Raw genomic sequence first — 22,030 nt, 5'->3', positions numbered from 1 at the left:
ACCCACCACGCGCTGGCGGGGCTCGGTGAAATTCCGAACCGGCGGTGATCCACGGCCCGACCGTGGTAAGCCCGCGACCCGGACGGCTTCGGCCGGACGGTGGACCTGGTGAGAATCCGGGGCCGACGGTTGGTGGCGGCTCGTCCGCTGCCAGAAAGTCCGGATGGGAGACAGCGCGCGGGACGGGGGAGGGCCCTGCGCCGGTCGCTGTCCGACCATCGCCGGGCTCCCCGGGGTCGGCTGTGCCGTCCCCCGGATTCTCCGCCGCCGCCTGCCCGCGGCCCTGTGGCCACGCCTCCCGAACCGCCCGCGCGCCACCGGCGAGTTGAGAGGGCAGGGCAAGGGCGATGGCCGGCGTTGGAGTCGACGAGGCGATGCGGCGTGCCGTCGCGCTCGCCGCCCGGGGCCTCGGCACCGCCAGCCCCAACCCGGTGGTCGGCTGCGTCCTGCTCGACCCGGACGGCGCGGTCGTCGGTGAGGGCTTCCACGCGTACGCCGGCGGACCGCACGCCGAGATCGTCGCGCTCGCCCAGGCCGGCCGCCGGGCCAAGGGCGGCACCGCGGTGGTCACCCTGGAACCCTGCGACCACGTCGGCCGCACCGGCCCGTGCAGCCTCGCGCTGATCAACGCCGGGGTGAACCGGGTGGTGATCGCCGTGCCGGATCCCAACCCGGTCGCCGCGGGTGGCGCCCGCACCCTGCGCGACGCCGGCGTCCAGGTCGAGTTCGGCGTCCGCGCCGCCGAGGCCGAGGCCGGCAACGTCGCCTGGCTGACCTCCACCCGGCGCGGCTGGCCGTACGTGGTCTGGAAGTACGCCGCCACCCTCGACGGCCGCTCGGCCGCCGCCGACGGCACCAGCATGTGGATCACCTCCGAGGCGGCCCGGACGGACGTGCACGCCCTGCGCGGCACCGTCGACGCGGTGATCGCCGGGGTGGGCACGGTGCTCGCCGACGACCCCCGGCTCACCGCCCGCAACCTGCGCGACGGCACCCTGGCCATCCGGCAGCCGCTGCGCGTCGTGGTGGACAGCGCCGGGCGTACCCCGGTCGACGCCCGGGTCCGCGACGCCGCCGCGCCCACCTGGGTCGCCACCGCCACCGAGGTTGGCGCCGGCCCGGACGGCCGGGTCGACCTGCCCGCGCTCCTGGCCGAGCTGCACCGGCGCGGCGTGCGCGCCGCGCTGCTGGAGGGCGGCCCCCGGCTGGCCGGGGCGTTCCTCGCCGCCGGCCTGGTCGACCAGGTCGTCGGGTACGTCGCGCCCCGGCTGCTCGGCGCCGGGCCGACCGCGCTGGTCGACGCCGGCGTCACCACCATCGCCGAGGCCATCGACCTGGAGATCACCGACGTCACCCGGATCGGTCCCGACGTGCGGATCACCGCCCAGCCCCGAAAGAGGGAGAGCTGACATGTTCACCGGCATCGTGGAGGAGTTGGGCGAGGTCGCCGGGGTGACCGCGACCGGGGGCGACTCGGCGTTGGTCGCCGTCCGCGGCCCGCTGGTCACCTCGGACGCCCGGCACGGCGACTCGATCGCGGTCAACGGCGTCTGCCTGACCGTGGTCGACGTCGACGGCGGCGTGTTCACCGCCGACGTGATGGGCGAGACGCTGCGCCGCTCGGCGTTGGGCGCGCTGCGCACCGGCGCCCCGGTCAACCTGGAGCGGGCCGCGGCGCTGGGCAGCCGGCTCGGCGGGCACCTGGTCCAGGGGCACGTCGACGGGGTCGGTGAGATCGTCGCCCGGGAGCCCGCCGAGCAGTGGGAGACGGTCCGCTTCCGGCTCCCCGCCGAGCTGGCCCGATACGTGGTGGAGAAGGGCTCGATCACCGTCGACGGCGTGTCGCTCACCGTCGCCGCGGTCGGCGCCGACTGGTTCGACGTCGGACTGATCCCCACCACCCGACAGCTCACCACGCTCGGCGCCAAGGGCGTCGGTGACCCGGTCAACCTCGAGGTGGACGTGCTGGCCAAGTACGTCGAGCGGCTGCTCGGCACGCCGGCGCCGGGGGGTGCGCGCTGATGGGCCCGCTCGGCTGGCTGCTCGACGCCCAGGTCCAGGTGGCCGGCTCGCCGGTGCTGGTCCGGGAGATCGTCGGCAACGTCTTCGGCCTCGGCTCCGCGCTGCTCGGCCTGCGCCGGGTGGTCTGGGCCTGGCCGGTCGGCATGATCGGCAACGCGCTGCTGTTCACCGTCTTCCTCGGCGCGGTCTTCGCCACCCCGCAGGCGCACGACCTCTACGGCCAGGCCGGCCGGCAGGTCTTCTTCTTCGCGGTCAGCGTCTACGGCTGGTGGCGCTGGTCGCGCAACCGCCGGGCCGGCGCGGGACAGCAGCCCGCCGTGACCCCGCGCTGGGCCACCGGCCGGGAGCGGCTGGGCCTGCTGGCCGCCGCGGCGCTGGGCACGGCGGCGGCGTACCCCGTGCTCGCCGCGCTCGGCTCCTGGGGGCCGCTGCCGGACGCCTGGATCCTGGTCGGCAGCCTGCTCGCCACGTACGGCATGGCCCGCGGCTGGGTCGAGTTCTGGCTGATCTGGATCGCCGTCGACGCGGTCGGGGTGCCGTTGCTGCTCCAGGGCGGCTTCTATCCCTCGGCGGCGATGTACCTGGTCTACGGCGGGTTCTGCGGCTGGGGGCTGGTCGCCTGGTGGCGCACCTCGCGTCGGGCCACCGCCCCCGTCACCCCGATCCCGCCCACCTACTCGGAGGTCGCGGCATGAACACTTTCGGCAGCATCGAGCAGGCCCTGGCCGACGTGGCCGCCGGCCGGCCCGTCGTCGTGGTCGACGACGAGGACCGGGAGAACGAGGGCGACCTGATCTTCGCCGCCGAGCTGGCGACGCCGCAGCTGCTGGCCTTCATGGTCCGGTACACCTCGGGCTACGTCTGCGTGCCGCTGACCGAGAGCGAGTGCGACCGACTGGACCTGCCGCCGATGCACCACACCAACCAGGACCGGCGGGGCACCGCCTACACGGTGACCGTGGACGCCCGGGAGGGGGTCAGCACCGGCATCTCCGCCGCCGACCGGTCGCACACCATCCGGCTGCTCGCCGACCCGTCGACCGCCCCGACCGACCTGGCCCGCCCCGGGCACGTGGTGCCGCTGCGGGCCCGCGAGGGCGGCGTGCTGCGGCGCGCCGGGCACACCGAGGCGGCCGTCGACCTGACCCGGCTGGCCGGGCTGCGCCCCGCCGGGGTGCTCTGCGAGCTGGTCAACGACGACGGCACCATGATGCGGCTGCCGGAGCTGGAGAAGTTCTGCGCCGAACACGAGCTGACCCTGGTCACCATCGCCGACCTGGTGGCGTACCGGCGGCGGCACGAGAAGCAGGTCGAGCGGGTGGCCGAGGCCCGGATGCCCACCCCGTACGGGGTGTTCCGGGCGCTGGGCTACCGCGCCGAGCACGACCCGGCCGAGCACGTCGCCCTGGTGATGGGGGAGCTCGGCGACGGGCGGGACGTGCTGGTCCGGGTGCACTCCGAGTGCCTCACCGGGGACGTGTTCGGCTCGCTGCGCTGCGACTGCGGCCCGCAGCTGCAGGCCGCCCTGGCCCGGGTGGCCGGGGAGGGGCGCGGGGTGGTGCTCTACGTGCGCGGCCACGAGGGACGCGGGATCGGCCTGCTGCACAAGCTGCGGGCCTACCAGTTGCAGGACCTCGGCCGGGACACCGTCGACGCGAACCTGGACCTGGGGCTGCCGGCCGACGCCCGGGACTACGGCACCGGCGCGCAGATCCTCTACGACGTGGGCGTACGGTCCATGCGGCTGCTCACCAACAACCCGGCCAAGCGGGCCGGGCTGGAGGGGTACGGCCTGACCGTCACCGGCCGCGAGGGGCTGCCGGTCCGGTCCAACCCGGAGAACGTGCGGTACCTGCGGACCAAGCGGGACCGGATGGGGCACCTGCTGGAGGACCTGGACGAGCGGACCGAGGCGCCGATGGGGCGTCCGGTCACCGGCGACGAGATCGGAGCGTAGGACATGGCGGGATTCGGCGAGCCCGGGACGGACGCGGTGGACGCCGCCGGCCTGACGGTCGGCGTGGTCGCGGCCCGCTGGCACGGCGACCTGACCGACCACATGCTGGACCGGGCGGTCGCCGCGGCGCAGGCGTGCGGCGCGCGGGCGGTGGTGGCCCGGGTGGCCGGGTCGGTGGAGCTGCCCGTGGTGGCCCAGGCCCTGGCCCGCCGCTGCGACGTGGTGGTCGCCCTCGGCGTGGTGGTCCGCGGCGCCACCGCCCACTTCGACTACGTCTGCAAGTCGGTGACCGAGGGGCTGACCCGGGTGGCGCTGGACGAGGGGAAGCCGGTGGCGCACGGGGTGCTCACCGTCGACACCATCGAGCAGGCCCGGGATCGGGCCGGGCTGCCGGGGTCGGCCGAGGACAAGGGCTGGGCGGCCACCGTGGCGGCGCTGGACGCCGCCCTGGCCATCCGCGGCGTGGCCGCCGCCAACGCCCACCGGGTCGGCTTCGCCTGACCCGGCGGGCGGTGGCGCCGGGGCCGGCTGGAAGAATCGTCTCCCGTGAAGACGTTCGAGGAGTTGTTCGCCGAGCTGCAGGCCAAGGCCGCCGCCGGCACCCCGGGCTCGGGCACGGTCGCCGCCCTGTCCAAGGGGGTGCACTTCGTCGGCAAGAAGGTCGTCGAGGAGGCGGCCGAGTCGTGGATGGCCGCCGAGCACGAGGGGCCGGAGCGCACCGCCGAGGAGATCTCCCAGCTGCTCTACCAGGTCCAGGTGCTGATGCTCGCCTGCGGTCTCGAGCTCAAGGACGTCTACCGACATCTGTGAGTGCCCCCTTTCGCTGATCACATTCGATCGAAGGAGCACTCCGTCATGCTGCGTGTCGCCGTACCGAACAAGGGCACTCTGGCCGAGAAGGCCGCCCAGATGCTGCGCGAGGCGGGCTACCGCCAGCGCACCGACCCGAAGGACCTCGTCCGCCGGGACGAGGACAACGACATCGAGTTCTTCTACCTGCGGCCCAAGGACATCGCCACCTACGTCGGCTCGGGTGACCTGGACGTCGGCATCACCGGCCGGGACCTGCTGATCGACTCGGGCGCGCCGGCCGAGGAGATCATCGACCTGGCCTTCGGCCGAGCCACGTTCCGCTTCGCCGCCCGCCCCGACGACGTCGACGACGTACGGGAGCTGGGTGGCCACCGGATCGCCACCGCGTACCCCGGGCTGGTCGAGCGGCACCTGGCCGAGCTGGGCGTGAAGGCCGACGTGATCCGCCTGGACGGGGCGGTGGAGAACGCCATCCGGCTCGGCGTCGCCGACGTGGTCGCCGACGTGGTGGAGACCGGCGCCACGCTGCGCCAGGCCGGCCTGGTCGTCTTCGGCGAGCCGCTGCTGCGCTCCTCGGCGGTGCTGGTCCGCCGCGCCGGCGCACCCGGCTGCGCCCAGGCCGACCAGCTGCTGCGCCGCCTGCAGGGCGTGCTGGTGGCCCGCCGGTACGTGATGCTCGCCTACGACGTGCCGGCCGGGTTGCTGGACCGGGCCAGCTCGTTGACCCCGGGCATCGAGTCGCCGACGGTCTCCCCGCTGCACCGGGAGGGCTGGGTCGCGGTGCAGGCGATGGTGCTCCGCGACGACGTGCACCGGATCATGGACGAGCTGTACGAGCTGGGCGCCCGGGCCATTCTGGTCACCAACATCCACGCCTGCCGGCTGTGAAGCACCTGCCGCCGGCGGTCGCGCTCGTCCTCGTCGTCCTGGGCGGGGTGGCCGCGGCGGCCCAGGGGGTGGTCAACGCCGAGTTGGGCGAGCGGGCCGGCAACCCGGTGCTCGGCGCGGTGGCGAACAATCTCGGCGGCTCGCTGCTGATCCTGCTCGGGCTGGTCGCGTCGCCGTCGATGCGGGCCGGGCTGGCCGCGCTGCGCCGGGCCCGGCTGCCCTGGTGGACGTACCTGGGTGGGCTGGGCGGCGCGGCGATCGTGGTGGTCGGCACCTACGTCGTACCGGTGCTCGGGGTGGCGGTGTTCACCATCGCCCAGGTGGCCGGCGGCAGCCTGGGCGGCCTCGCGGTGGACCGGGCCGGGTTGGCCCCGGTGGGGCGGCTGCGGCTGACCCTGCCCCGGCTGGCCGGGGCGCTGCTCGGGGTGGCCGCGGTGGCGCTGGCCCAGCTGGGCCGGCCCCTCGGCGACCTGGCGGTCGGGCTGGTGCTGCTGGCCGTGGGCGGCGGGGTGGCGGTGGCGGTGCAGTCGGCCCTGAACGGGCGGGTCTCGGCGGCCGGCACCGCCTCGGCCTCGGTGGCGGTCAACTTCGCCACCAGCACCCCGGTCGTGCTGCTGGTGGCGGTGGCCGCCGGGGTCCTGGCCGGCCCCGCGCCGGACTGGCCGCACGCCTGGCACCTCTACCTGGGCGGCCTGCTCGGGGTGGGGATCGTGGCGGCGCTGGTGGTCGGGGTCCGCGCAGTGGGGGTGCTGCGCGCGGGGCTGGCCCTGGTCGCCGGTCAGCTCGCCGGGGCGCTCCTGCTCGACCTGCTGGTGCCCGGTGGCGCCGGGCTGCGGCTGCCGGTGCTGGCCGGCGCGGTGCTGACCGGGTTGGCCGTGCTGGTGGCCGGCGTCCGGCCGCGCCGGCCGGCGACCCGGGTGTCAGCTGAACCGGAGCGGGAGCCGGATGGCAGACTGGTGGGGTGAGTGACGACGACCGGGTCAGCCTGCGGCCCCGCCGGATCCGGATGGTCTGCTGGACGGGAGCGATCGCCCTGCTGGTGGTCTTCAGCCTGGTGGCCACCTCGCTGACCGGCCCGACCGGCAGCGGCTTCGGCACCTTCCAGCGCGGTGACCAGTTCGCGATGATCGGCCTGGGCGTGCTCGGCGCGCTCGGCATCCTGCTGTTCACCCGCCCCCGGGTGGTGGCGGACGCCCGGGGTGTCCGGGTGCGGAACATCATCGGCTCCTACGAGCTGCCCTGGGAGGTCGTCCGGGGTGTCCGGTTCGACCGGGGTGCCCCGTGGGCCAGCCTCGAACTGCACGACGACGACCTGCTGCCGATGGTCGCCCTCCAGGCGGCGGACAAGGATCTCGCGGTCGAGGGGGTGCGTGCGCTGCGCCGGTTGCACCAGGCCCACCTCGGCGCGCCCGCCGAGACCGCCGACCCCGGCCGCTGATCTTCCCCCGGCCGACTGCCGCCCGGTGCGGGGTGCCCCGGGTTGGGGGGCCGGTGGCCGGGGGTGTAGTGTTGCGGAGTCGACCAGACCGTCCCGTGTTCACGAGTGGGCGGTCGTTGAAGCGGAGCGCCTGCTCCCACCCGAGTCGCCGCGCGGCGGCCGGGTCCGGTCACCGGTTCCGGGGACATCCCGGTTCCGGATGCGCGACCATGGGGTCGTGCCGACCGGTCGAGTGGGCCCTGGCATGCGCCGGGGCCTTACTGCTTTCCGGGTCGCTCCCACCCGGGAGCTCGCGGGGTCGGCACCGCAGGAGACTCGACTCGAGGAGGCCCCATCAGCGTCGAACCACGCGTGAACGAGCAGATCCGGGCACGTGAGGTCCGACTGGTCGGTCCTGAGGGTGAGCAGGTGGGCATCGTCCCGCTGGAGCGCGCCCTGCAGCTGGCCGCGGACGTCGACCTGGACCTGGTCGAGGTTGCGCCGATGGCGCGCCCGCCGGTGTGCAAGCTCATGGACTTCGGCAAGTTCAAGTACGAGAGCGCACTGAAGGCGCGCGAAGCGCGGCGTAACCAGCAGCAGACCGTCATCAAGGAGATGAAGCTCCGGCCGAAGATCGACCCGCACGACTACGAGACCAAGAAGGGTCACGTGGTGCGGTTCCTCAAGGCGGGCGACAAGGTCAAGGTGACGATCATGTTCCGCGGTCGCGAGCAGAGCCGCCCGGAGCTGGGTTACCGGCTCCTGCGCCGGCTCGAGTCCGAGATCACGGACCTGGGATACGTCGAGGCCGCGCCGAAGCAGGACGGCCGAAACATGATCATGGTTCTCGCTCCGCACCGGGCCGTGAAGGCCTCCGCGGTCGCCGCGACGGCGTCCCGTGGTGGACCTCGGGAACGGGTCGCGGAGGAGTCGGCCGCCCCGGCAGGTGGCGAGACCCCGGCGGCCGGCGAGACCGCAGTAGCCGGTGAGACCGGCACGACCGCTGACACCAGCGGCCAGTAACAGGGGAGAGACGTTCCACATGCCGAAGATGAAGAGCCACACGGGTATGGGCAAGCGGGTCAAGGTGACCGGCAAGGGCAAGATCGTTGCCCAGCAGGCCGGCCTCCGTCACAAGCTGGAGAAGAAGCCCTCCACCCAGACCCGCCGGCTGTCCGGCACGGTCGAGGTGGCCAAGGCCGACGTCAAGCGCATCAAGAAGCTGCTCGGCCGCTGACGCGCGCCACCTGACCTGAAGGAGAAGTTGAGATGGCACGCGTCAAGCGGGCTGTGAACGCCCAGAAGAAGCGCCGTACCCTGCTGGAGACCGCGAGCGGCTACCGCGGTCAGCGCTCCCGGCTGTACCGCAAGGCCAAGGAGCAGGTGCTGCACTCGATGCAGTACGCCTACCGGGACCGCCGCGACCGCAAGGGCGACTTCCGGCAGCTCTGGATCCAGCGGATCAACGCCGGCGCCCGGGCCAACGGCATGACCTACAACCGGCTGATCCAGGGCCTGCGCCTGGCCGGCATCGAGGTCGACCGTAAGATCCTGGCCGACCTGGCCGTCAACGACGCCGCGGCGTTCGCCGCGATCGTCGAGCTGGCCCGCGCCGCCGTGGCGGCCGAGGGCACCGGTGGCGCCGCGGCCCAGGCCGCCTGATCCACCCGTACCGACAGATCGAGGCGTCTCCCATGCCGTCACCATCGCGCGGGAGGCGCCTCGACGCTGTCCCCGGGTTGTTCACCCCGCGTACCCCCAGGGTCGTCGCGGCCCGCCGGCTCCAGCGTCGCCGGGACCGAGACGGCGCCGGCCGGTTCCTGGCCGAGGGACCGCAGGCAGTCCGGGAGGCCCTGGCCCACACGGGCACGGTGGTCGAGCTGTTCGGCACCCCGGCCGCCCTGGACCGGTACGCCGACCTCGCCGCGACCGCCGCCGGGGCGGACGTGCCCGTCTCCGAGGTGACCGACGAGGCGCTCGCCGCGCTCGCCGAGACCGTCGCCCCGCAGGGCCTGGTCGCCGTCTGCCGGCAGCTCGACGTACCCCTGGAGCGGGCCCTCGCCCGCCGGCCGCGGCTGGTGGCGGTGCTCGCCGAGATCCGCGACCCGGGCAACGCCGGCACCGTGCTGCGCACCGCCGACGCCGCCGGCGCCGGCGCGGTGGTCTTCGCCGGCGACGCGGTCGACCCGTACAACGGCAAGTGCGTGCGGGCCTCGGCCGGCAGCCTTTTCCACGTCGACGTGGTCCGCGCCGCCGACCCGGTCCACGCGGTCGAAGCGCTACGTACCGCCGGGCTCTCGATCTTCGCCACCACCGGGTACGGCGCCGCCGACCTGGACGACCTGGCCGACGCCGGCCGGCTGGCCGCCCCCACCGCCTGGCTCTTCGGCTCCGAGGCGCACGGGCTGCCCCCGGCGCTCACCGAGGCCGCCGACGAGCGGGTGCGGGTGCCGCTGCACGGGCGCGCCGAGAGCCTGAACCTGGCTGCGGCCGCGGCGGTCTGCCTGTACGCTTCAGCGAGAGCACATCGATGACCGCGCGTGCCACCCGTTGTGTCGGCGAAACTGTCGCAACCGCGGGGCACGGCGGTCGCCCAGCAGAGGAGAGCGTCCGCCCGTGAACGCGACATGGCGTTCGTTTAGCCAGCCCGCCGGTGTCGGCGGGCGGCGGGCCTGACCTGCTCCCTGCGAACCTCCCACCGGCGGGCTGCGGCACAGCCGCGCGTCCGTAGACTCGCCTAGCCGCCCGCGAGGGCCGGCGCCGCCGTGAGGGAGTGCCCGTACGCCATGAGCTACCGCAACGATCCGTACGACCCGAAGCAGGTCGCCCTGCTCGACCCGGCCGCCCTGGCCGAGGCCGTGGCCGACGCCGAGCAGGCGTTCGCCGCCGCCGCCGATCCGGACGCGCTGACCGCGCTGCGCCCCGTCCATCTGGGGGACCGGTCGCCGGTGTCGCTGGCCCGCCGCGAGATCGGCGCGCTGCCGCCGGCCGCGAAGTCCGACGCCGGCAAGCGGGTCAACGAGGCCCGCCGCGCCGTCGAGGCCGCGTACGCCGCCCGGCAGGAGGTGCTGGAGCGGGAGCAGGCCGCGCGGGTGCTGGTCGAGGAGCGGGTCGACGTGACCCTGCCGTACGACCGCCGGCCCCGGGGGGCCCGCCACCCGCTGGCCACCCTGATGGAGCAGATCAGCGACCTGTTCGTCGGAATGGGCTACGAGGTGGCCGAGGGCCCCGAGGTCGAGCTGGAGTGGAGCAACTTCGACGCGTTGAACATCCCCGCCGACCACCCGGCGCGCGGGTTGATGGACACCTTCCACATCGCCGCGCCGTCCGGCACGGAGGGCTCCGGCCTGGTGCTGCGTACCCACACCTCCACGGTGCAGGTCCGCACCATGCTCAGCCGCAGGCCGCCGATCCACGTGATCGTGCCCGGCCGGGTCTACCGCACCGACGAGGTCGACGCGACCCACAGCCCGGTCTTCCACCAGGCCGAGGGGCTCGTGGTCGACAAGGGCATCACGATGGCGCACCTGCGCGGCACGCTGGACCACTTCGCCCGGGCGATGTTCGGCGAGGGAGCGAAGACCCGCTGGCGGCCGCACTACTTCCCGTTCACCGAGCCGTCGGCCGAGTTCGACGTGTGGTTCCCGGAGCACCGCAACGGCCCGCAGTGGGTCGAGTGGGGCGGCTGCGGCATGGTCAACCCGCGGGTGCTGCGCGCCTGCGGCATCGACCCGGAGGTCTACTCCGGATTCGCCTTCGGCATGGGCATCGAGCGCACGCTGATGGTCCGGCACGGGGTCGGCGACATCCGCGACCTGTTCGAGGGCGACGTGCGGTTCACCCGGGCGCTGGGCACCGGGGCGTAGGCGATGCGGGTACGGACAACGGAGACGGTGGTCTGAGTCATGCGAGTTTCTGTCAGTTGGCTGCGGGAGTACGTCGACCTCCCCACCGACCTGCCCACCGACGACCTGGAGCAGGCGCTCGTCGACCTCGGCATCGAGGTCGAGTCGATCGTGGACCTGCGGGGAACCGTCACCGGCCCGCTGGTGGTCGGCGAGGTCCTGGAGATCGAGGAGCTGACCGGCTTCAAGAAGCCGATCCGGTTCTGCCGGGTCGACGTCGGCGCCGCCAACGGCACCGGCGAGCCGCAGGAGATCGTCTGCGGGGCGCGCAACTTCGCCCCGGGCGACCGGGTGGTGGTGATCCTCCCCGGCGGCGTGCTGCCCGGCAACTTCGCCATCGGCGCGCGCAAGACGTACGGGCGCAACTCCAACGGCATGATCTGCTCGGCCAAGGAGCTGGGCCTGGGCGACGACCACTCGGGCATCATCGTGCTGCCCGAGGACACCCCGGCCAAGCCCGGCGACGACGCCCGCCCGGTGGTCGGCCTCGACGACACCGTGGTCGAGTTGGAGATCACCCCCGACCGGGGTTACGCGTTGAGCGTGCGCGGCCTCGCCCGCGAGCTGTCGCACGCCCTCGGCGTGCCGTTCCGCGACCCGGCGCTGGCCGCGGCGCCCGGGGCGACCGACGAGCCGGCGTACCCGGTGCATGTGCGGGACACGGTCGGCTGCGACCGGTTCGCCGCCCGGATGGTCCGCGGCGTGGATCCGACCGCGCAGACCCCCGGCTGGATGGCGCAGCGGCTCACCGTGGCCGGCATCCGCAGCATCTCGCTGCCGGTGGACATCACCAACTACCTGATGCTGGAACTCGGCCAGCCGATGCACGCCTTCGACGCCGACCGGATCACCGGCCCGCTGGTGGTCCGTCGGGCCGAGCCGGGGGAGAAGCTGACCACGCTGGACGGCGTCACCCGCACCCTGGTCGCCGACGACATGGTGATCTGCGACGCCGGGATTCCCGACGCCGTCGCCGGCGAGGGCGCCGGCGTCCCGATCTCGTTGGCCGCGGTGATGGGCGGCGAGACCAGCGAGGTCATCGCCTCCACCACGAACGTGCTCTTCGAGGCGGCGCACTGGGACCCAGCGATGGTCGGGCGTACCGCGCGGCGGCACAAGCTGTTCAGCGAGGCGGCCAAGCGGTGGGAGCGGGGCGTCGACCCGACCCTGGCGCTGGTCGCGCTGGAGAAGGCGGTCCGGCTGCTCACCGAGCACGGCGGGGGCAGCGCCGGCCCCGAGATCCTCGACATCGACCACGTCCGGCCGGGCGCGCCGGTCACCCTGCCGGCCGACCAGCCGTCGCGCCGGATCGGGGTGACTTACTCCACCGAGCGGGTGGTCGAGCTGCTGGAGCAGGTCGGCTGCACGGTCACCCGGGGCGCCGACCGGCTCGGGGAGGACCCGGGCGAGGTCGGCGTGGCCGCGGGTGACGGCGAGGTGCTCGTCGTCACCCCGCCGAGCTGGCGGCCCGACCTCACCGACCCGGCCGACCTGGTCGAGGAGGTGGTCCGCCTCGACGGGTACGACCGGGTGCCGTCGGTGCTGCCGGCCGCGCCCGCCGGCCGTGGCCTGACCTGGCAGCAGCGGCGCCGCCGGGCGGTCGCCCGGTCGCTGGCCGAACGGGGGTACGCCGAGGTGCTGTCCCACCCGTTCGTCTCGGTGGAGCTGGCCGACCAGCTCGGCCTGCCGGCCGACGACCCGCGCCGCCCGGCGGTGCGGCTGGCGAATCCGCTGTCGGAGGAGGAGCCGCTGATGCGGACCTCGCTGCTCGGGCCGCTGCTCGGCACGCTCAAGCGCAACATCGGGCGGGGCCAGCGGGACGTGGCGATCTACGAGATCGGGGCGGTGTTCCACCCGCGTCCCGGCGTCGGCGCCCCGCCCGCGATGGGCGTGGACCGGCGCCCGACCGACGAGGAGTTCGCCGCCGCCGACGCGGTGGTGCCGGACCAGCCGCGGCACGTGGCCACGGTGACCGCGGGTGACCTCGAGCCGGCCGGCTGGTGGGGTGCGGGCCGCCCGGCCGGCTGGGCGGACGCCGTGGAGGCGGGCCGTGACGTCCTCGCCGCCGCCGGCATCCCGGCCGACCGGGTCACCGTCCGGGCCGCCGAACACGCCCCCTGGCACCCGGGGCGCTGCGCCGAGCTGCTGGTGGACGACGAGGTCGTCGGGTACGCCGGCGAGCTGCACCCGGCCGTGCTGGCAACCCTGGAACTGCCCCGCCGCGGCTGCGCGATGGAGCTGAACCTGGACGCGTTGCCGGCCCCGCCGATGCTGACCGGGCCGGCCATCTCCTCCTTCCCACCGGCGCTGATCGACGTGGCGCTGGTGCTGGACGCCGCGGTACCCGCCGCGGAGGTGCAGCGGGCGCTCGTCGAGGGCGCCGGCCCGTTGCTGGAGGACGTCCGGCTCTTCGACGTGTACACCTCGGAGCAGCTCGGCGCGGGTCGCCGGTCGCTGGCGTACAAGCTGACGTTCCGCGCCCCGGACCGGACGCTGACCGTCGAGGAGGCGGTGGCCGCCCGCGACGCGGCGGTGGCCCGCGCGGCGGAGCGGTTCGGCGCCACCCTGCGAGGCGGCTGACTTATCGATCGAGGGCCCCTTCCGCGGCGGCGGGCGGGGCCCTCGGCGTATCCGGCCCGGTCGCGGTGTCCTGTCCGCGCTGATCGCCGAGGCGCTCCTCGGCGTCGGGTCGAATCCTCTGGTCCGGCGTACATCCGGCCTGATACTGAAGATAATGGTCAAAACTGGGCAAAACGAGGTACCCAGATGACCACGCGTGGTGAGGCGGCGGAACTGCCGGGAAGCCGTAAGCCCCCACAGCGGGCCGGCTTCGTCGAACTGCTGTTCGATGTGGTGCTCGTCTTCGCCCTCACCCGCCTTTCCGACCGTCTGGTCGAGCACCTGAACTGGCACGGCTTCTACTCGGCGATGGTGCTGACGCTGGCCATCTGGTGGCTCTGGTACCGGATGGCCTGGACGGCCAACCGGTACGACCCCACCCGCCCGATGATCCAGGTCATGGTCATCGTGACCATGCTCGGTGCCCTGTTGATGGCCGCCTCGTTGCCGGCAGCCTTGGAGGCTCACGCGGCGGTCTTCGCGGGGGTCTACGTCGCCGTCCAGGTGCTCCGGCACCTCTGGCTCGTGCTGTTTGGCGGGGACGGTTACGCGCGCGGGGTGAGCATCCGGATCCTCTTTTGGGCCTGTGTATCGGCGGTGCCGTGGATCGCGGGGATCTTCGCGGCCGGCGACCTGCGACTGGCCTGCTGGACCGTGGCGGTTCTCGTCGACTACGCCGCCGGGCTGCTGGACTTCCCGACCCCGTGGCTGGGGCGCGCCGGGCTACGGGGCCAACCGATCGCGGAGGGGCACCTGACGGAGCGCTACCGGCAGGTGCTCATCATCGCCTTCGGTGAGACCATCCTGACCTCCGGCATCCAGATCAGCCCGTACGGCTTCCAGCGCGAGCGGACGTCTGCCCTGCTGGTGGCGTTCGTGATCACCGTGCTCCTCTGGCAGATCTACTACTACCGGGCGGGCGAGTTGCTCCCGGCCGCCATCGCGTCGTCCCGGGCCCCGGCCTATGTCGGTGAGGTCGCGTCGTACGCGCACCTGCTCATGGTCATCGGCGTCGCGGTCAGCGCCGTGGGGGATCGGCTGATCATCATGGAACCGTTCGGTGCGACCACGACGGCGCGGATCACGGTCATCCTCGGCGGACCGGCGTTGTTCCTGGTCGGCCGGGGGATGCTCGACTACGCCTCCTTCAGTCGCGTCTCCTGGTCGCGGCCGATCGCGTTGGTGCTGCTCGCGATCATGGTCCCGGCGGTCCACGTGCTGCCGCCCCTGGTGGTGGCCCTGGCCGCTGCCTTGGTGCTGGCCGGCGTCGCCACCTCCAACGTGATCACCTGGCGGCTGTCTCCGAGGGAGGCGGCGCCACCGCCGGATGTGCCGGGCAGGGGCTGACGCGCCGCCTCCGCCCGCACCGGTCGGTCGCGCTCGGGCCGCTCCATCGGCGTCGAACTTCATGCGGCCTGCTGTATGAACTTGCAGCGTCGCAATGATCCTGCTAGCTTAGCTGCATAGTCATGCGGAGGTGGGTATGGGTATCCGAGTCGCGGTCGCGGGTGCGAGCGGCTACGCCGGCGGCGAGCTGCTGCGCCTGATCGCCGGACACCCCGAGTTCGACCTCGCCGCCGCCACCGCGCACTCGCAGGCCGGCCAGCCCGTCGCCGCCGTACACCCGCAGCTCGCGGGCCTGGACCTGGTCCTCGGGGCGACCGACCCGGCGGCCCTGGCCGACGCGGATCTGGTCTTCCTGGCCCTGCCGCACGGCGAGTCGGCGGCCCTGGCCGCGGCCCTGCCGGAGACGGTCACCGTGGTCGACCTCGGCGCCGACCACCGGCTGCGCGACGCGGACGCCTGGGCCCGCTACTACGGCGGACCGCACGCCGGCGCCTGGACCTACGGGCTGCCCGAACTGCCCAGCCAGCGGGCGGCGATCGCGGCCGCCGGTCGGGTCGCCAACACCGGCTGCTACGCCGTCGCCACCACCCTCGCGCTCGCCCCGCTGATCGCAGCCGGCGCGGTCCGGCCGACCGACATCGTGGTGGTCGCCGCGTCCGGCACCTCCGGCGCCGGCCGGTCCGCCAAGGCCCACCTGCTCGGCAGTGAGGTGATGGGCGACCTGTCGCCCTACAAGGTGGGCGCGCACCAGCATGTGCCGGAGATCAAGCAGGCCACCGGCGCCCACAGCCTCTCCTTCACCCCGGTTCTCGCGCCGATGCCGCGCGGCATCCTGGCCACCGTCACCGCCGTGCCGACCGGGGACGCCGACCCGCGCGAGGTCCTCGCCGCGGCCTACGCGGACGAGCCCTTCGTGCACGTGCTGCCGGAGGGGACCTGGCCGCACACCGCCGCCACCGCCGGCTCCAACTCCTGCCACCTCCAGGCGAGCGTCGACGTCGACTCCGGCCGGGTGATCGTGGTCAGCGCCGTCGACAACCTGGGTAAGGGCGCGGCCGGCCAGGCGGTGCAGAACGCCAACCTGATGTTCGACCTCCCCGAGACCACCGGACTCTCCGTGTTCGGAGTGAAGCCATGAGCGTCACCACCCCCCGGGGCTTCCGCGCGGCGGGCGTCGCCGCCGGCCTGAAGACCAGTGGGGCCGCCGACGTCGCGCTCGTCGTCAACGACGGGCCGGACGCCACGGTCGCCGGTGTCTTCACCGCCAACCGGGTCAAGGCCGCCCCGGTGCTCTGGACCCAGCAGGTCGTGCGGGGCGGCGTGGTCCGCGCCGTGGTGCTCAACTCCGGCGGCGCGAACGCCTGCACCGGCCCGGCCGGCTTCCAGGACACCCACGCCACCGCCGAGCACGCCGCCGCCGCCCTCACCGGCAGCAGCGCCCGGTTGATGGTCGGCGCCGGCGAGGTCGCCGTCTGCTCCACCGGCCTGATCGGCGAGCGGCTCCCCATGCCCGCGCTGCTCTCCGGCGTCCGCTCCGCCGTACGGCGGCTGTCCCGCGACGGCGGCCAGCCGGCCGCCGAGGCGATCATGACCACCGACACCCGGCCGAAGACCACCGTGGCGAAGGGGAGCGGCTGGACGGTCGGCGGGATGGCCAAGGGCGCCGGCATGCTCGCCCCGGCGATGGCCACCATGCTCTGTGTGCTCACCACCGACGCGGTGGCCGGGCCGGAGCTGCTGGACGCCGCGCTGCGCGCCGCCACCCGGGTCACCTTCGACCGGGTCGACTCCGACGGCTGCATGTCCACCAACGACACCCTGCTGCTGCTGGCCAGCGGCGCGTCCGGGGTCGAACCCACCGAGGCGGAGCTGACCGCGGCGGTCACCGCCGCCTGCCACGACCTGGCCCAGCAGTTGATCGCCGACGCGGAGGGCGCCACCAAGCAGATCGCCATCGAGGTGACCGGCGCGGCGGACGAGGACGACGCGGTCGAGGCGGGGCGCTCGGTGGCCCGGAACAACCTGGTCAAGACCGCGCTGTTCGGCAACGACCCGAACTGGGGGCGGATCCTCGCCGCCGTAGGCACCACCGCCGCCGCCTTCGAGCCGGACGGCGTGGACGTCGCGGTCAACGGGGTCTGGGTCTGCCGCGACGGCGCTGCCGCCGAGGACCGGTCCAAGGTGGACCTGACCGGCCGGGACGTGACCATCCGGATCGACCTGCACGCCGGTGACGCCGCCGCGACCATCTGGACCAACGACCTGTCGCACGCGTACGTGCACGAGAATTCGGCGTATTCCACATGAACCTCTCCACTGACCTCACCCGGGCCCAGGCCAAGGCCGAGACCCTGATCGAGGCACTGCCCTGGCTGGCCCGGTTCTCCGGGGCCGCCGTGGTGGTCAAGTACGGCGGCAACGCCATGGTCGACCCCGACCTCCAGCGCGCCTTCGCCGCCGACATGGTCTTCCTCCGGTACGCCGGCCTCAAGCCGGTCGTCGTGCACGGCGGCGGCCCACAGATCTCCGCCATGCTCGCCAGGCTCGGCATCGCCAGCGAGTTCAAGGGCGGCCTGCGGGTCACCACCGCGGAGGCGATGGACGTGGTCCGGATGGTCCTGGTCGGCCAGGTGGGCCGGGAACTGGTCGGGCTGATCAACGCGCACGGCCCGTACGCGGTCGGCCTCTCCGGCGAGGACGCCGGCCTGTTCACCGCGGTGCGCCGCCCGGCGTATGTGGACGGCGAGCCGGTCGACGTCGGGCAGGTCGGCGACGTGGAGTCGGTGAACGTCTCCGCGGTGGCCGATCTGATCGCGGCCGGCCGGATCCCGGTGATCTCCACCGTCGCGCCGGACGCCGACGGGGTGCTGCACAACCTGAACGCCGACACCGCCGCCGCCGCGCTCGCCGTCGCCCTGGACGCCCGCAAGCTGGTCGTCCTCACCGACGTGCCCGGCCTGTACGCGGACTGGCCAGACACGTCCAGCCTGGTCGGCGAGATCACCGCCGACGACCTGGCGAAGCTGCTGCCGACGCTGGAGTCCGGGATGGTCCCGAAGATGGAGGCCTGCCTGCGGGCGGTGCGCGGGGGAGTGCCGGCCGCGCACGTCGTCGACGGCCGGGTCGCCCACTCCACGTTGCTTGAGGTCTTCACCTCGGAAGGGTTCGGCACGATGGTGATTCCGTCATGAGCACGCTGGTGCAGCGCTGGGGCGCGACGATGATGGACACCTACGGCACCCCGCCGCTGGCGCTCGTCTCCGGCGCCGGCGCCGTCGTGGTCGACGAGGCCGGCCGGGAGTACGTGGACCTGCTCGGCGGCATCGCCGTCAACGCCCTCGGCCACGCCCACCCGGCCGTGGTGGCCGCCGTCAGCCGGCAGGTCGCCACCCTTGGGCACGTGTCGAACCTGTTCGTCGCCGAACCGCCGGTGGCCCTGGCCGAACTGCTGCTGGCCCTGGCCGGCCGCCCCGGCCGGGTCTTCTTCGCCAACTCGGGCGCCGAGGCGAACGAGGCGGCGTTCAAGCTCTCCCGGCTGACCGGGCGCAGCCACGTGGTCGCCGCGCAGGGCGGGTTCCACGGCCGGACCATGGGCGCCCTGGCGCTCACCGGCCAGCCGGCCAAGGCCGACCCGTTCCGCCCGCTGCCCGGCGACGTCACCCACGTCCCGTACGGCGACGCCGCCGCCCTCGACGCGGCCGTCACCGACGCCACCGCCATGGTGATCCTGGAACCGGTCCAGGGGGAGAACGGCGTGGTCGTCCCGCCGCCCGGGTACTTCGCCGAGGCCCGGCGGATCACCGCGGCCCGGGGCGCGCTGCTGGTGCTCGACGAGGTGCAGACCGGCGTCGGCCGCACCGGGCACTGGTTCGCCCACCAGGCCGAGGGTGTCGAACCGGACCTGGTCACCCTCGCCAAGGGGCTCGGCGGCGGCCTGCCGATCGGCGCCTGCCTGGCCTTCGGTCCGGCCGCCGACCTGCTCACCCCCGGCTCGCACGGCACCACCTTCGGCGGCAACCCGGTTAGCTGCGCCGCGGCGCTCGCGGTGATCGCCACCATCGCCAACGAGGGGCTGCTCGACCATGTCAAGCGGATCGGGGAGCGGCTGCGGCGGGGGATCGAGGCGCTCGGGCACCCGCTGGTGCGCGAGGTACGCGGCGCGGGCCTGCTGCTCGGCGTGGCGCTCGCCGCGCCGGTCTCCGGCGCGGTGGCCGACGCCCTGCGCGCGGCCGGCTTCCTGGTCAACCCGGTGCAGCCCGGCGTGGTCCGGCTCGCCCCGCCGCTGGTCCTGACCGCCGCGCAGGTGGAGGCGTTCCTCGCCGCCCTGCCCTCCGCGCTCACCGCCGCCGCGCCCACTCCGACCGCCGGCACCGTCGCGGCGGCGGCGACCGCCACGAGCCGTACGGAGGCCCCCGCATGACCCGCCACTTCCTGCGCGACGACGACCTCACGCCCGCCGAGCAGTCGGCCGTGCTCGACCTCGCCGCCCGGATGAAGGCTGACCGGTACGCGTACAAGCCGCTGGACGGGCCGCGGTCGGTGGCGGTGCTCTTCGACAAGCAGAGCCTGCGCACCCGGTTCTCCTTCGACGTGGGCATCGCCGAACTCGGCGGTCACCCGCTGGTGGTGGACACCCAGGTGACCCACTTCGGGCGGGGCGAGACCCTGGGCGACGCGGGGCGGGTGCTGTCCCGTTACGTCGCCGCGATCGTGCTGCGCACCCACGGCGACGACCGGATCGCCGAGGTCGCGGCGCACGCGGGAGTGCCGGTGGTCAACGCGCTCACCGACACGTACCACCCGTGCCAGTTGCTGGCCGACCTGCTCACCGTCCGGGAGCGGTTCGGCGCCACCGCCGGGCGGACCCTGGCGTACGTGGGGGACGCGGCGAACAACATGTCCCACTCGTACCTGCTGGCCGGGGCGACCGCCGGGATGCACGTCCGGGTCGCCGGGCCGGCCGGCTTCCAGCCCGACCCGGAGATCGTCGCCCGGGCCGAGAAGATCGCCGTCGGTACCGGCGGTTCGGTACGCGCGCTCACCGACCCGGTCGAGGCGGTGCGCGGCGCCCACGTGGTCGCCACCGACACCTGGACCTCGATGGGCCAGGAGTCCGACGGCCTGGACCGGACCACCCCGTTCCGGCCGTACCAGGTGAACGACGCGCTGCTCGGCCACGCCGCAGCCGACGTGATCGTGCTGCACTGCCTGCCCGCCCACCGGGGTGAGGAGATCACCGACGAGGCGCTCGACGGGCCGCGCAGCGCGGTCTTCGACCAGGCGGAGAATCGGCTGCACGCCCAGAAGGCGCTGCTGACGTTTCTCCTGGAGGCATCCCCATGACCGCCCCGTCGACCCGCGCCGCCCGGCACGCCCGCATCGTCGAGCTGATCCGCGACCGGGCCGTCCACTCGCAGACCGAGCTGGCCGAACTGCTCGCCGGTGACGGCATCCAGGTCACCCAGGCCACCCTGTCCCGGGACCTGAAGGAGTTGGGCGCGGTGACCGCGCGCGGCGGCGACGGGCGGGGCGTCTACCTGATCCCGGAGGACGGCCACCGGCCGCTGCGCGACGCCGAGGCCGCGCCGGCCCGGCTGGTCCGGCTGCTGCGCGAGCTGCTCAACGGGGTCGACTCCAGCGGCAACATCGCCGTGCTGCGCACCCCGCCGGGCGCAGCCCAGTACCTGGCCAGCGCGTTGGACCGAGCGGGCCTGCCCGAGGTCGTCGGCACCATCGCCGGCGACGACACCATCCTCGTCGTGGCCCGCGAGGCCGACGGCGGCGCCGCGTTGGGCGACCAGCTCGCCGCGTGGGCCCGCCGGGAAGAGAACGTTGAAGGGAGCACCACATGACCGAGCGGGTCGTCCTGGCGTACTCCGGAGGTCTGGACACCTCCGTCGCCATTCCGTACCTGGCCGAGCAGACCGGCGCCGAGGTGATCGCGGTGGCGGTCGACCTCGGGCAGGGCGGCGAGGACATGAACGTCATCCGGCAGCGCGCCCTGGACTGCGGCGCGGTCGAGTCCGAGGTGATCGACGCGCGCGACGAGTTCGCCGCCGAGTACTGCCTGCCGGCCATCCGGGCCAACGCCCTCTACATGGACCGCTACCCGCTGGTCTCCGCGCTGTCCCGGCCGCTGATCGTCAAGCACCTGGTTACCGCCGCGAAGAAGCACGGCGGCACGATCGTCTCGCACGGCTGCACCGGCAAGGGCAACGACCAGGTCCGGTTCGAGGTGGGCCTGGCGGCGCTCGCCCCCGACCTGAAGATCATCGCGCCGGCTCGGGACTTCGCCTGGACCCGGGACAAGGCGATCGCCTTCGCCGAGGAGAAGGGGCTGCCGATCGACGTGACGGCGAAGTCGCCGTACTCGATCGACCAGAACCTGTGGGGGCGGGCCGTGGAGACCGGCTTCCTGGAGGACATCTGGAACGGTCCGATCGAGGACCTGTACGCGTACACCGCCGACCCGGCGCAGGAGCGCGACGCCGACGAGGTGGTCATCACCTTCGACGCCGGCGTGCCGGTCGCGGTCGACGGCGAGACGGTCACCCCGTACCAGGCGATCCTGGAGCTGAACCGGCGCGCCGGCGCCCAGGGCGTGGGCCGGCTCGACATGGTCGAGGACCGGCTCGTCGGCATCAAGAGCCGCGAGGTGTACGAGGCTCCCGGCGCGATCGCCCTGATCACCGCCCACCAGGAGCTGGAGGCGGTCACCGTCGAGCGGGACCTGGCCCGGTTCAAGCGCGGCGTCGACCAGCGCTGGGGCGAGCTGGTCTACGACGGCCTGTGGTTCTCGCCGCTGAAGAACTCGCTCGACGCGTTCATCGACGACGCCCAGCGGCAGGTGACCGGCGAGGTGCGCCTCACCCTGCACGGCGGCCGGGCCGTGGTGACCGGCCGGCGCTCCGAGGCCAGCCTCTACGACTTCGGCATGGCCACCTACGACACCGGTGACACCTTCGACCAGTCCCTCGCCAAGGGCTTTGTGCAGCTCTGGGGCCTGCCCAGCAAGATGGCCGCCGCGCGGGACGCCCGGTTGGGCGGGCCGCAGTAGTGACC

General features: G+C 73.9%; 23 protein-coding genes and 1 riboswitch. All 23 genes read left to right on the top strand.

Translation table 11 applies throughout. The features are described from left to right. The first annotated feature begins 7 nt into the window (after positions 1–7). Positions 8–179, top strand: a riboswitch (FMN riboswitch). 168 nt (positions 180–347) lie between these two features. The 23 genes from ribD to AB0H57_RS25635 all read left to right on the top strand — a co-directional run bounded on the left by ribD (position 348) and on the right by AB0H57_RS25635 (position 22,025). Continuing rightward, on the top strand, positions 348–1,409 hold the full coding sequence (gene ribD / locus AB0H57_RS25745) for a bifunctional diaminohydroxyphosphoribosylaminopyrimidine deaminase/5-amino-6-(5-phosphoribosylamino)uracil reductase RibD (RefSeq protein WP_357510655.1): 1,062 nt from the start codon (positions 348–350) through the stop codon (positions 1,407–1,409). Between the two features lies 1 nt (position 1,410). Then, the gene (locus AB0H57_RS25740; RefSeq protein ID WP_357510653.1) at positions 1,411–2,022 is read left to right on the top strand and encodes a riboflavin synthase; all 612 of its coding nucleotides are present in this window, start codon (positions 1,411–1,413) and stop codon (positions 2,020–2,022) included. Then, entirely contained in the window at positions 2,022–2,717 is a 696-nt protein-coding gene (gene pnuC, locus AB0H57_RS25735) for a nicotinamide riboside transporter PnuC (protein ID WP_357510651.1), read from the top strand. The genes AB0H57_RS25740 and pnuC overlap by 1 nt, the downstream gene beginning before the upstream one ends. Continuing rightward, positions 2,714–3,979 (top strand): bifunctional 3,4-dihydroxy-2-butanone-4-phosphate synthase/GTP cyclohydrolase II, encoded by a 1,266-nt coding sequence (locus AB0H57_RS25730; RefSeq protein ID WP_357510649.1) that lies wholly within the window; start codon positions 2,714–2,716, stop codon positions 3,977–3,979. The genes pnuC and AB0H57_RS25730 overlap by 4 nt, the downstream gene beginning before the upstream one ends. A 3-nt stretch (positions 3,980–3,982) precedes the next feature. Further along, positions 3,983–4,480: a 6,7-dimethyl-8-ribityllumazine synthase gene (gene ribH / locus AB0H57_RS25725; RefSeq protein WP_357510647.1), complete on the top strand. Its 498-nt coding sequence runs from the start codon at positions 3,983–3,985 to the stop codon at positions 4,478–4,480. A 45-nt stretch (positions 4,481–4,525) separates the two neighbouring features. Further along, entirely contained in the window at positions 4,526–4,789 is a 264-nt protein-coding gene (locus AB0H57_RS25720) for a phosphoribosyl-ATP diphosphatase (protein WP_357510645.1), read from the top strand. 45 nt (positions 4,790–4,834) lie between these two features. After that, a complete protein-coding gene (gene hisG, locus AB0H57_RS25715) occupies positions 4,835–5,680 on the top strand; it encodes an ATP phosphoribosyltransferase (RefSeq protein WP_357510643.1) in 846 nt (281 codons plus the stop codon). Then, positions 5,677–6,645 carry a DMT family transporter gene (locus AB0H57_RS25710; protein ID WP_357510641.1) on the top strand — a complete coding sequence of 323 codons (969 nt, stop codon included), beginning with the start codon at positions 5,677–5,679 and terminating at the stop codon, positions 6,643–6,645. The genes hisG and AB0H57_RS25710 overlap by 4 nt, the downstream gene beginning before the upstream one ends. Continuing rightward, positions 6,642–7,118, top strand: a complete 477-nt coding sequence (locus AB0H57_RS25705; RefSeq protein WP_357510639.1) for a PH domain-containing protein — start codon at positions 6,642–6,644, stop codon at positions 7,116–7,118. Before AB0H57_RS25710 ends, AB0H57_RS25705 begins: the two co-directional genes overlap by 4 nt. A 351-nt stretch (positions 7,119–7,469) precedes the next feature. After that, a complete protein-coding gene (infC, locus tag AB0H57_RS25700; protein ID WP_357510637.1) occupies positions 7,470–8,120 on the top strand; it encodes a translation initiation factor IF-3 in 651 nt (216 codons plus the stop codon). A 19-nt stretch (positions 8,121–8,139) separates the two neighbouring features. Then, positions 8,140–8,334, top strand: a complete 195-nt coding sequence (gene rpmI, locus AB0H57_RS25695; RefSeq protein ID WP_357510635.1) for a 50S ribosomal protein L35 — start codon at positions 8,140–8,142, stop codon at positions 8,332–8,334. 32 nt (positions 8,335–8,366) lie between these two features. Then, entirely contained in the window at positions 8,367–8,759 is a 393-nt protein-coding gene (rplT, locus tag AB0H57_RS25690) for a 50S ribosomal protein L20 (protein WP_030335718.1), read from the top strand. 32 nt (positions 8,760–8,791) lie between these two features. Next, the gene (locus AB0H57_RS25685; protein WP_357510633.1) at positions 8,792–9,631 is read left to right on the top strand and encodes an RNA methyltransferase; all 840 of its coding nucleotides are present in this window, start codon (positions 8,792–8,794) and stop codon (positions 9,629–9,631) included. Between the two features lie 252 nt (positions 9,632–9,883). After that, positions 9,884–10,963, top strand: coding sequence for a phenylalanine--tRNA ligase subunit alpha (pheS, locus tag AB0H57_RS25680; protein ID WP_357510631.1), 1,080 nt, complete (start codon positions 9,884–9,886; stop codon positions 10,961–10,963). A gap of 39 nt (positions 10,964–11,002) precedes the next feature. Further along, a complete protein-coding gene (gene pheT / locus AB0H57_RS25675) occupies positions 11,003–13,582 on the top strand; it encodes a phenylalanine--tRNA ligase subunit beta (RefSeq protein WP_357510629.1) in 2,580 nt (859 codons plus the stop codon). A 186-nt stretch (positions 13,583–13,768) separates the two neighbouring features. Next, on the top strand, positions 13,769–14,968 hold the full coding sequence (locus AB0H57_RS25670; RefSeq protein ID WP_357510627.1) for a low temperature requirement protein A: 1,200 nt from the start codon (positions 13,769–13,771) through the stop codon (positions 14,966–14,968). Between the two features lie 136 nt (positions 14,969–15,104). After that, positions 15,105–16,106, top strand: coding sequence for an N-acetyl-gamma-glutamyl-phosphate reductase (argC, locus tag AB0H57_RS25665; protein ID WP_357510625.1), 1,002 nt, complete (start codon positions 15,105–15,107; stop codon positions 16,104–16,106). Then, entirely contained in the window at positions 16,103–17,275 is a 1,173-nt protein-coding gene (argJ, locus tag AB0H57_RS25660) for a bifunctional glutamate N-acetyltransferase/amino-acid acetyltransferase ArgJ (RefSeq protein WP_357510623.1), read from the top strand. The genes argC and argJ overlap by 4 nt, the downstream gene beginning before the upstream one ends. Further along, positions 17,272–18,159: an acetylglutamate kinase gene (gene argB / locus AB0H57_RS25655; protein WP_357510621.1), complete on the top strand. Its 888-nt coding sequence runs from the start codon at positions 17,272–17,274 to the stop codon at positions 18,157–18,159. The genes argJ and argB overlap by 4 nt, the downstream gene beginning before the upstream one ends. Continuing rightward, a complete protein-coding gene (locus AB0H57_RS25650) occupies positions 18,156–19,388 on the top strand; it encodes an acetylornithine transaminase (RefSeq protein ID WP_357510619.1) in 1,233 nt (410 codons plus the stop codon). The genes argB and AB0H57_RS25650 overlap by 4 nt, the downstream gene beginning before the upstream one ends. Then, a complete protein-coding gene (argF, locus tag AB0H57_RS25645) occupies positions 19,385–20,311 on the top strand; it encodes an ornithine carbamoyltransferase (protein ID WP_357510617.1) in 927 nt (308 codons plus the stop codon). The genes AB0H57_RS25650 and argF overlap by 4 nt, the downstream gene beginning before the upstream one ends. Then, positions 20,308–20,820, top strand: coding sequence for an arginine repressor (locus tag AB0H57_RS25640; RefSeq protein ID WP_357510615.1), 513 nt, complete (start codon positions 20,308–20,310; stop codon positions 20,818–20,820). The genes argF and AB0H57_RS25640 overlap by 4 nt, the downstream gene beginning before the upstream one ends. Continuing rightward, complete coding sequence (locus AB0H57_RS25635; protein WP_357510613.1) at positions 20,817–22,025, top strand: argininosuccinate synthase; 1,209 nt, start codon at positions 20,817–20,819, stop codon at positions 22,023–22,025. Before AB0H57_RS25640 ends, AB0H57_RS25635 begins: the two co-directional genes overlap by 4 nt. Positions 22,026–22,030: the final 5 nt, after the last annotated feature.

Origin of the sequence: Micromonospora sp. NPDC050686 (genome assembly GCF_040654475.1) — a bacterium.
GTDB lineage: Bacteria > Actinomycetota > Actinomycetes > Mycobacteriales > Micromonosporaceae > Micromonospora.
Note: the sequence above shows the minus strand (reverse complement) of the source record. Positions and strands in the feature narration are given on the sequence as shown.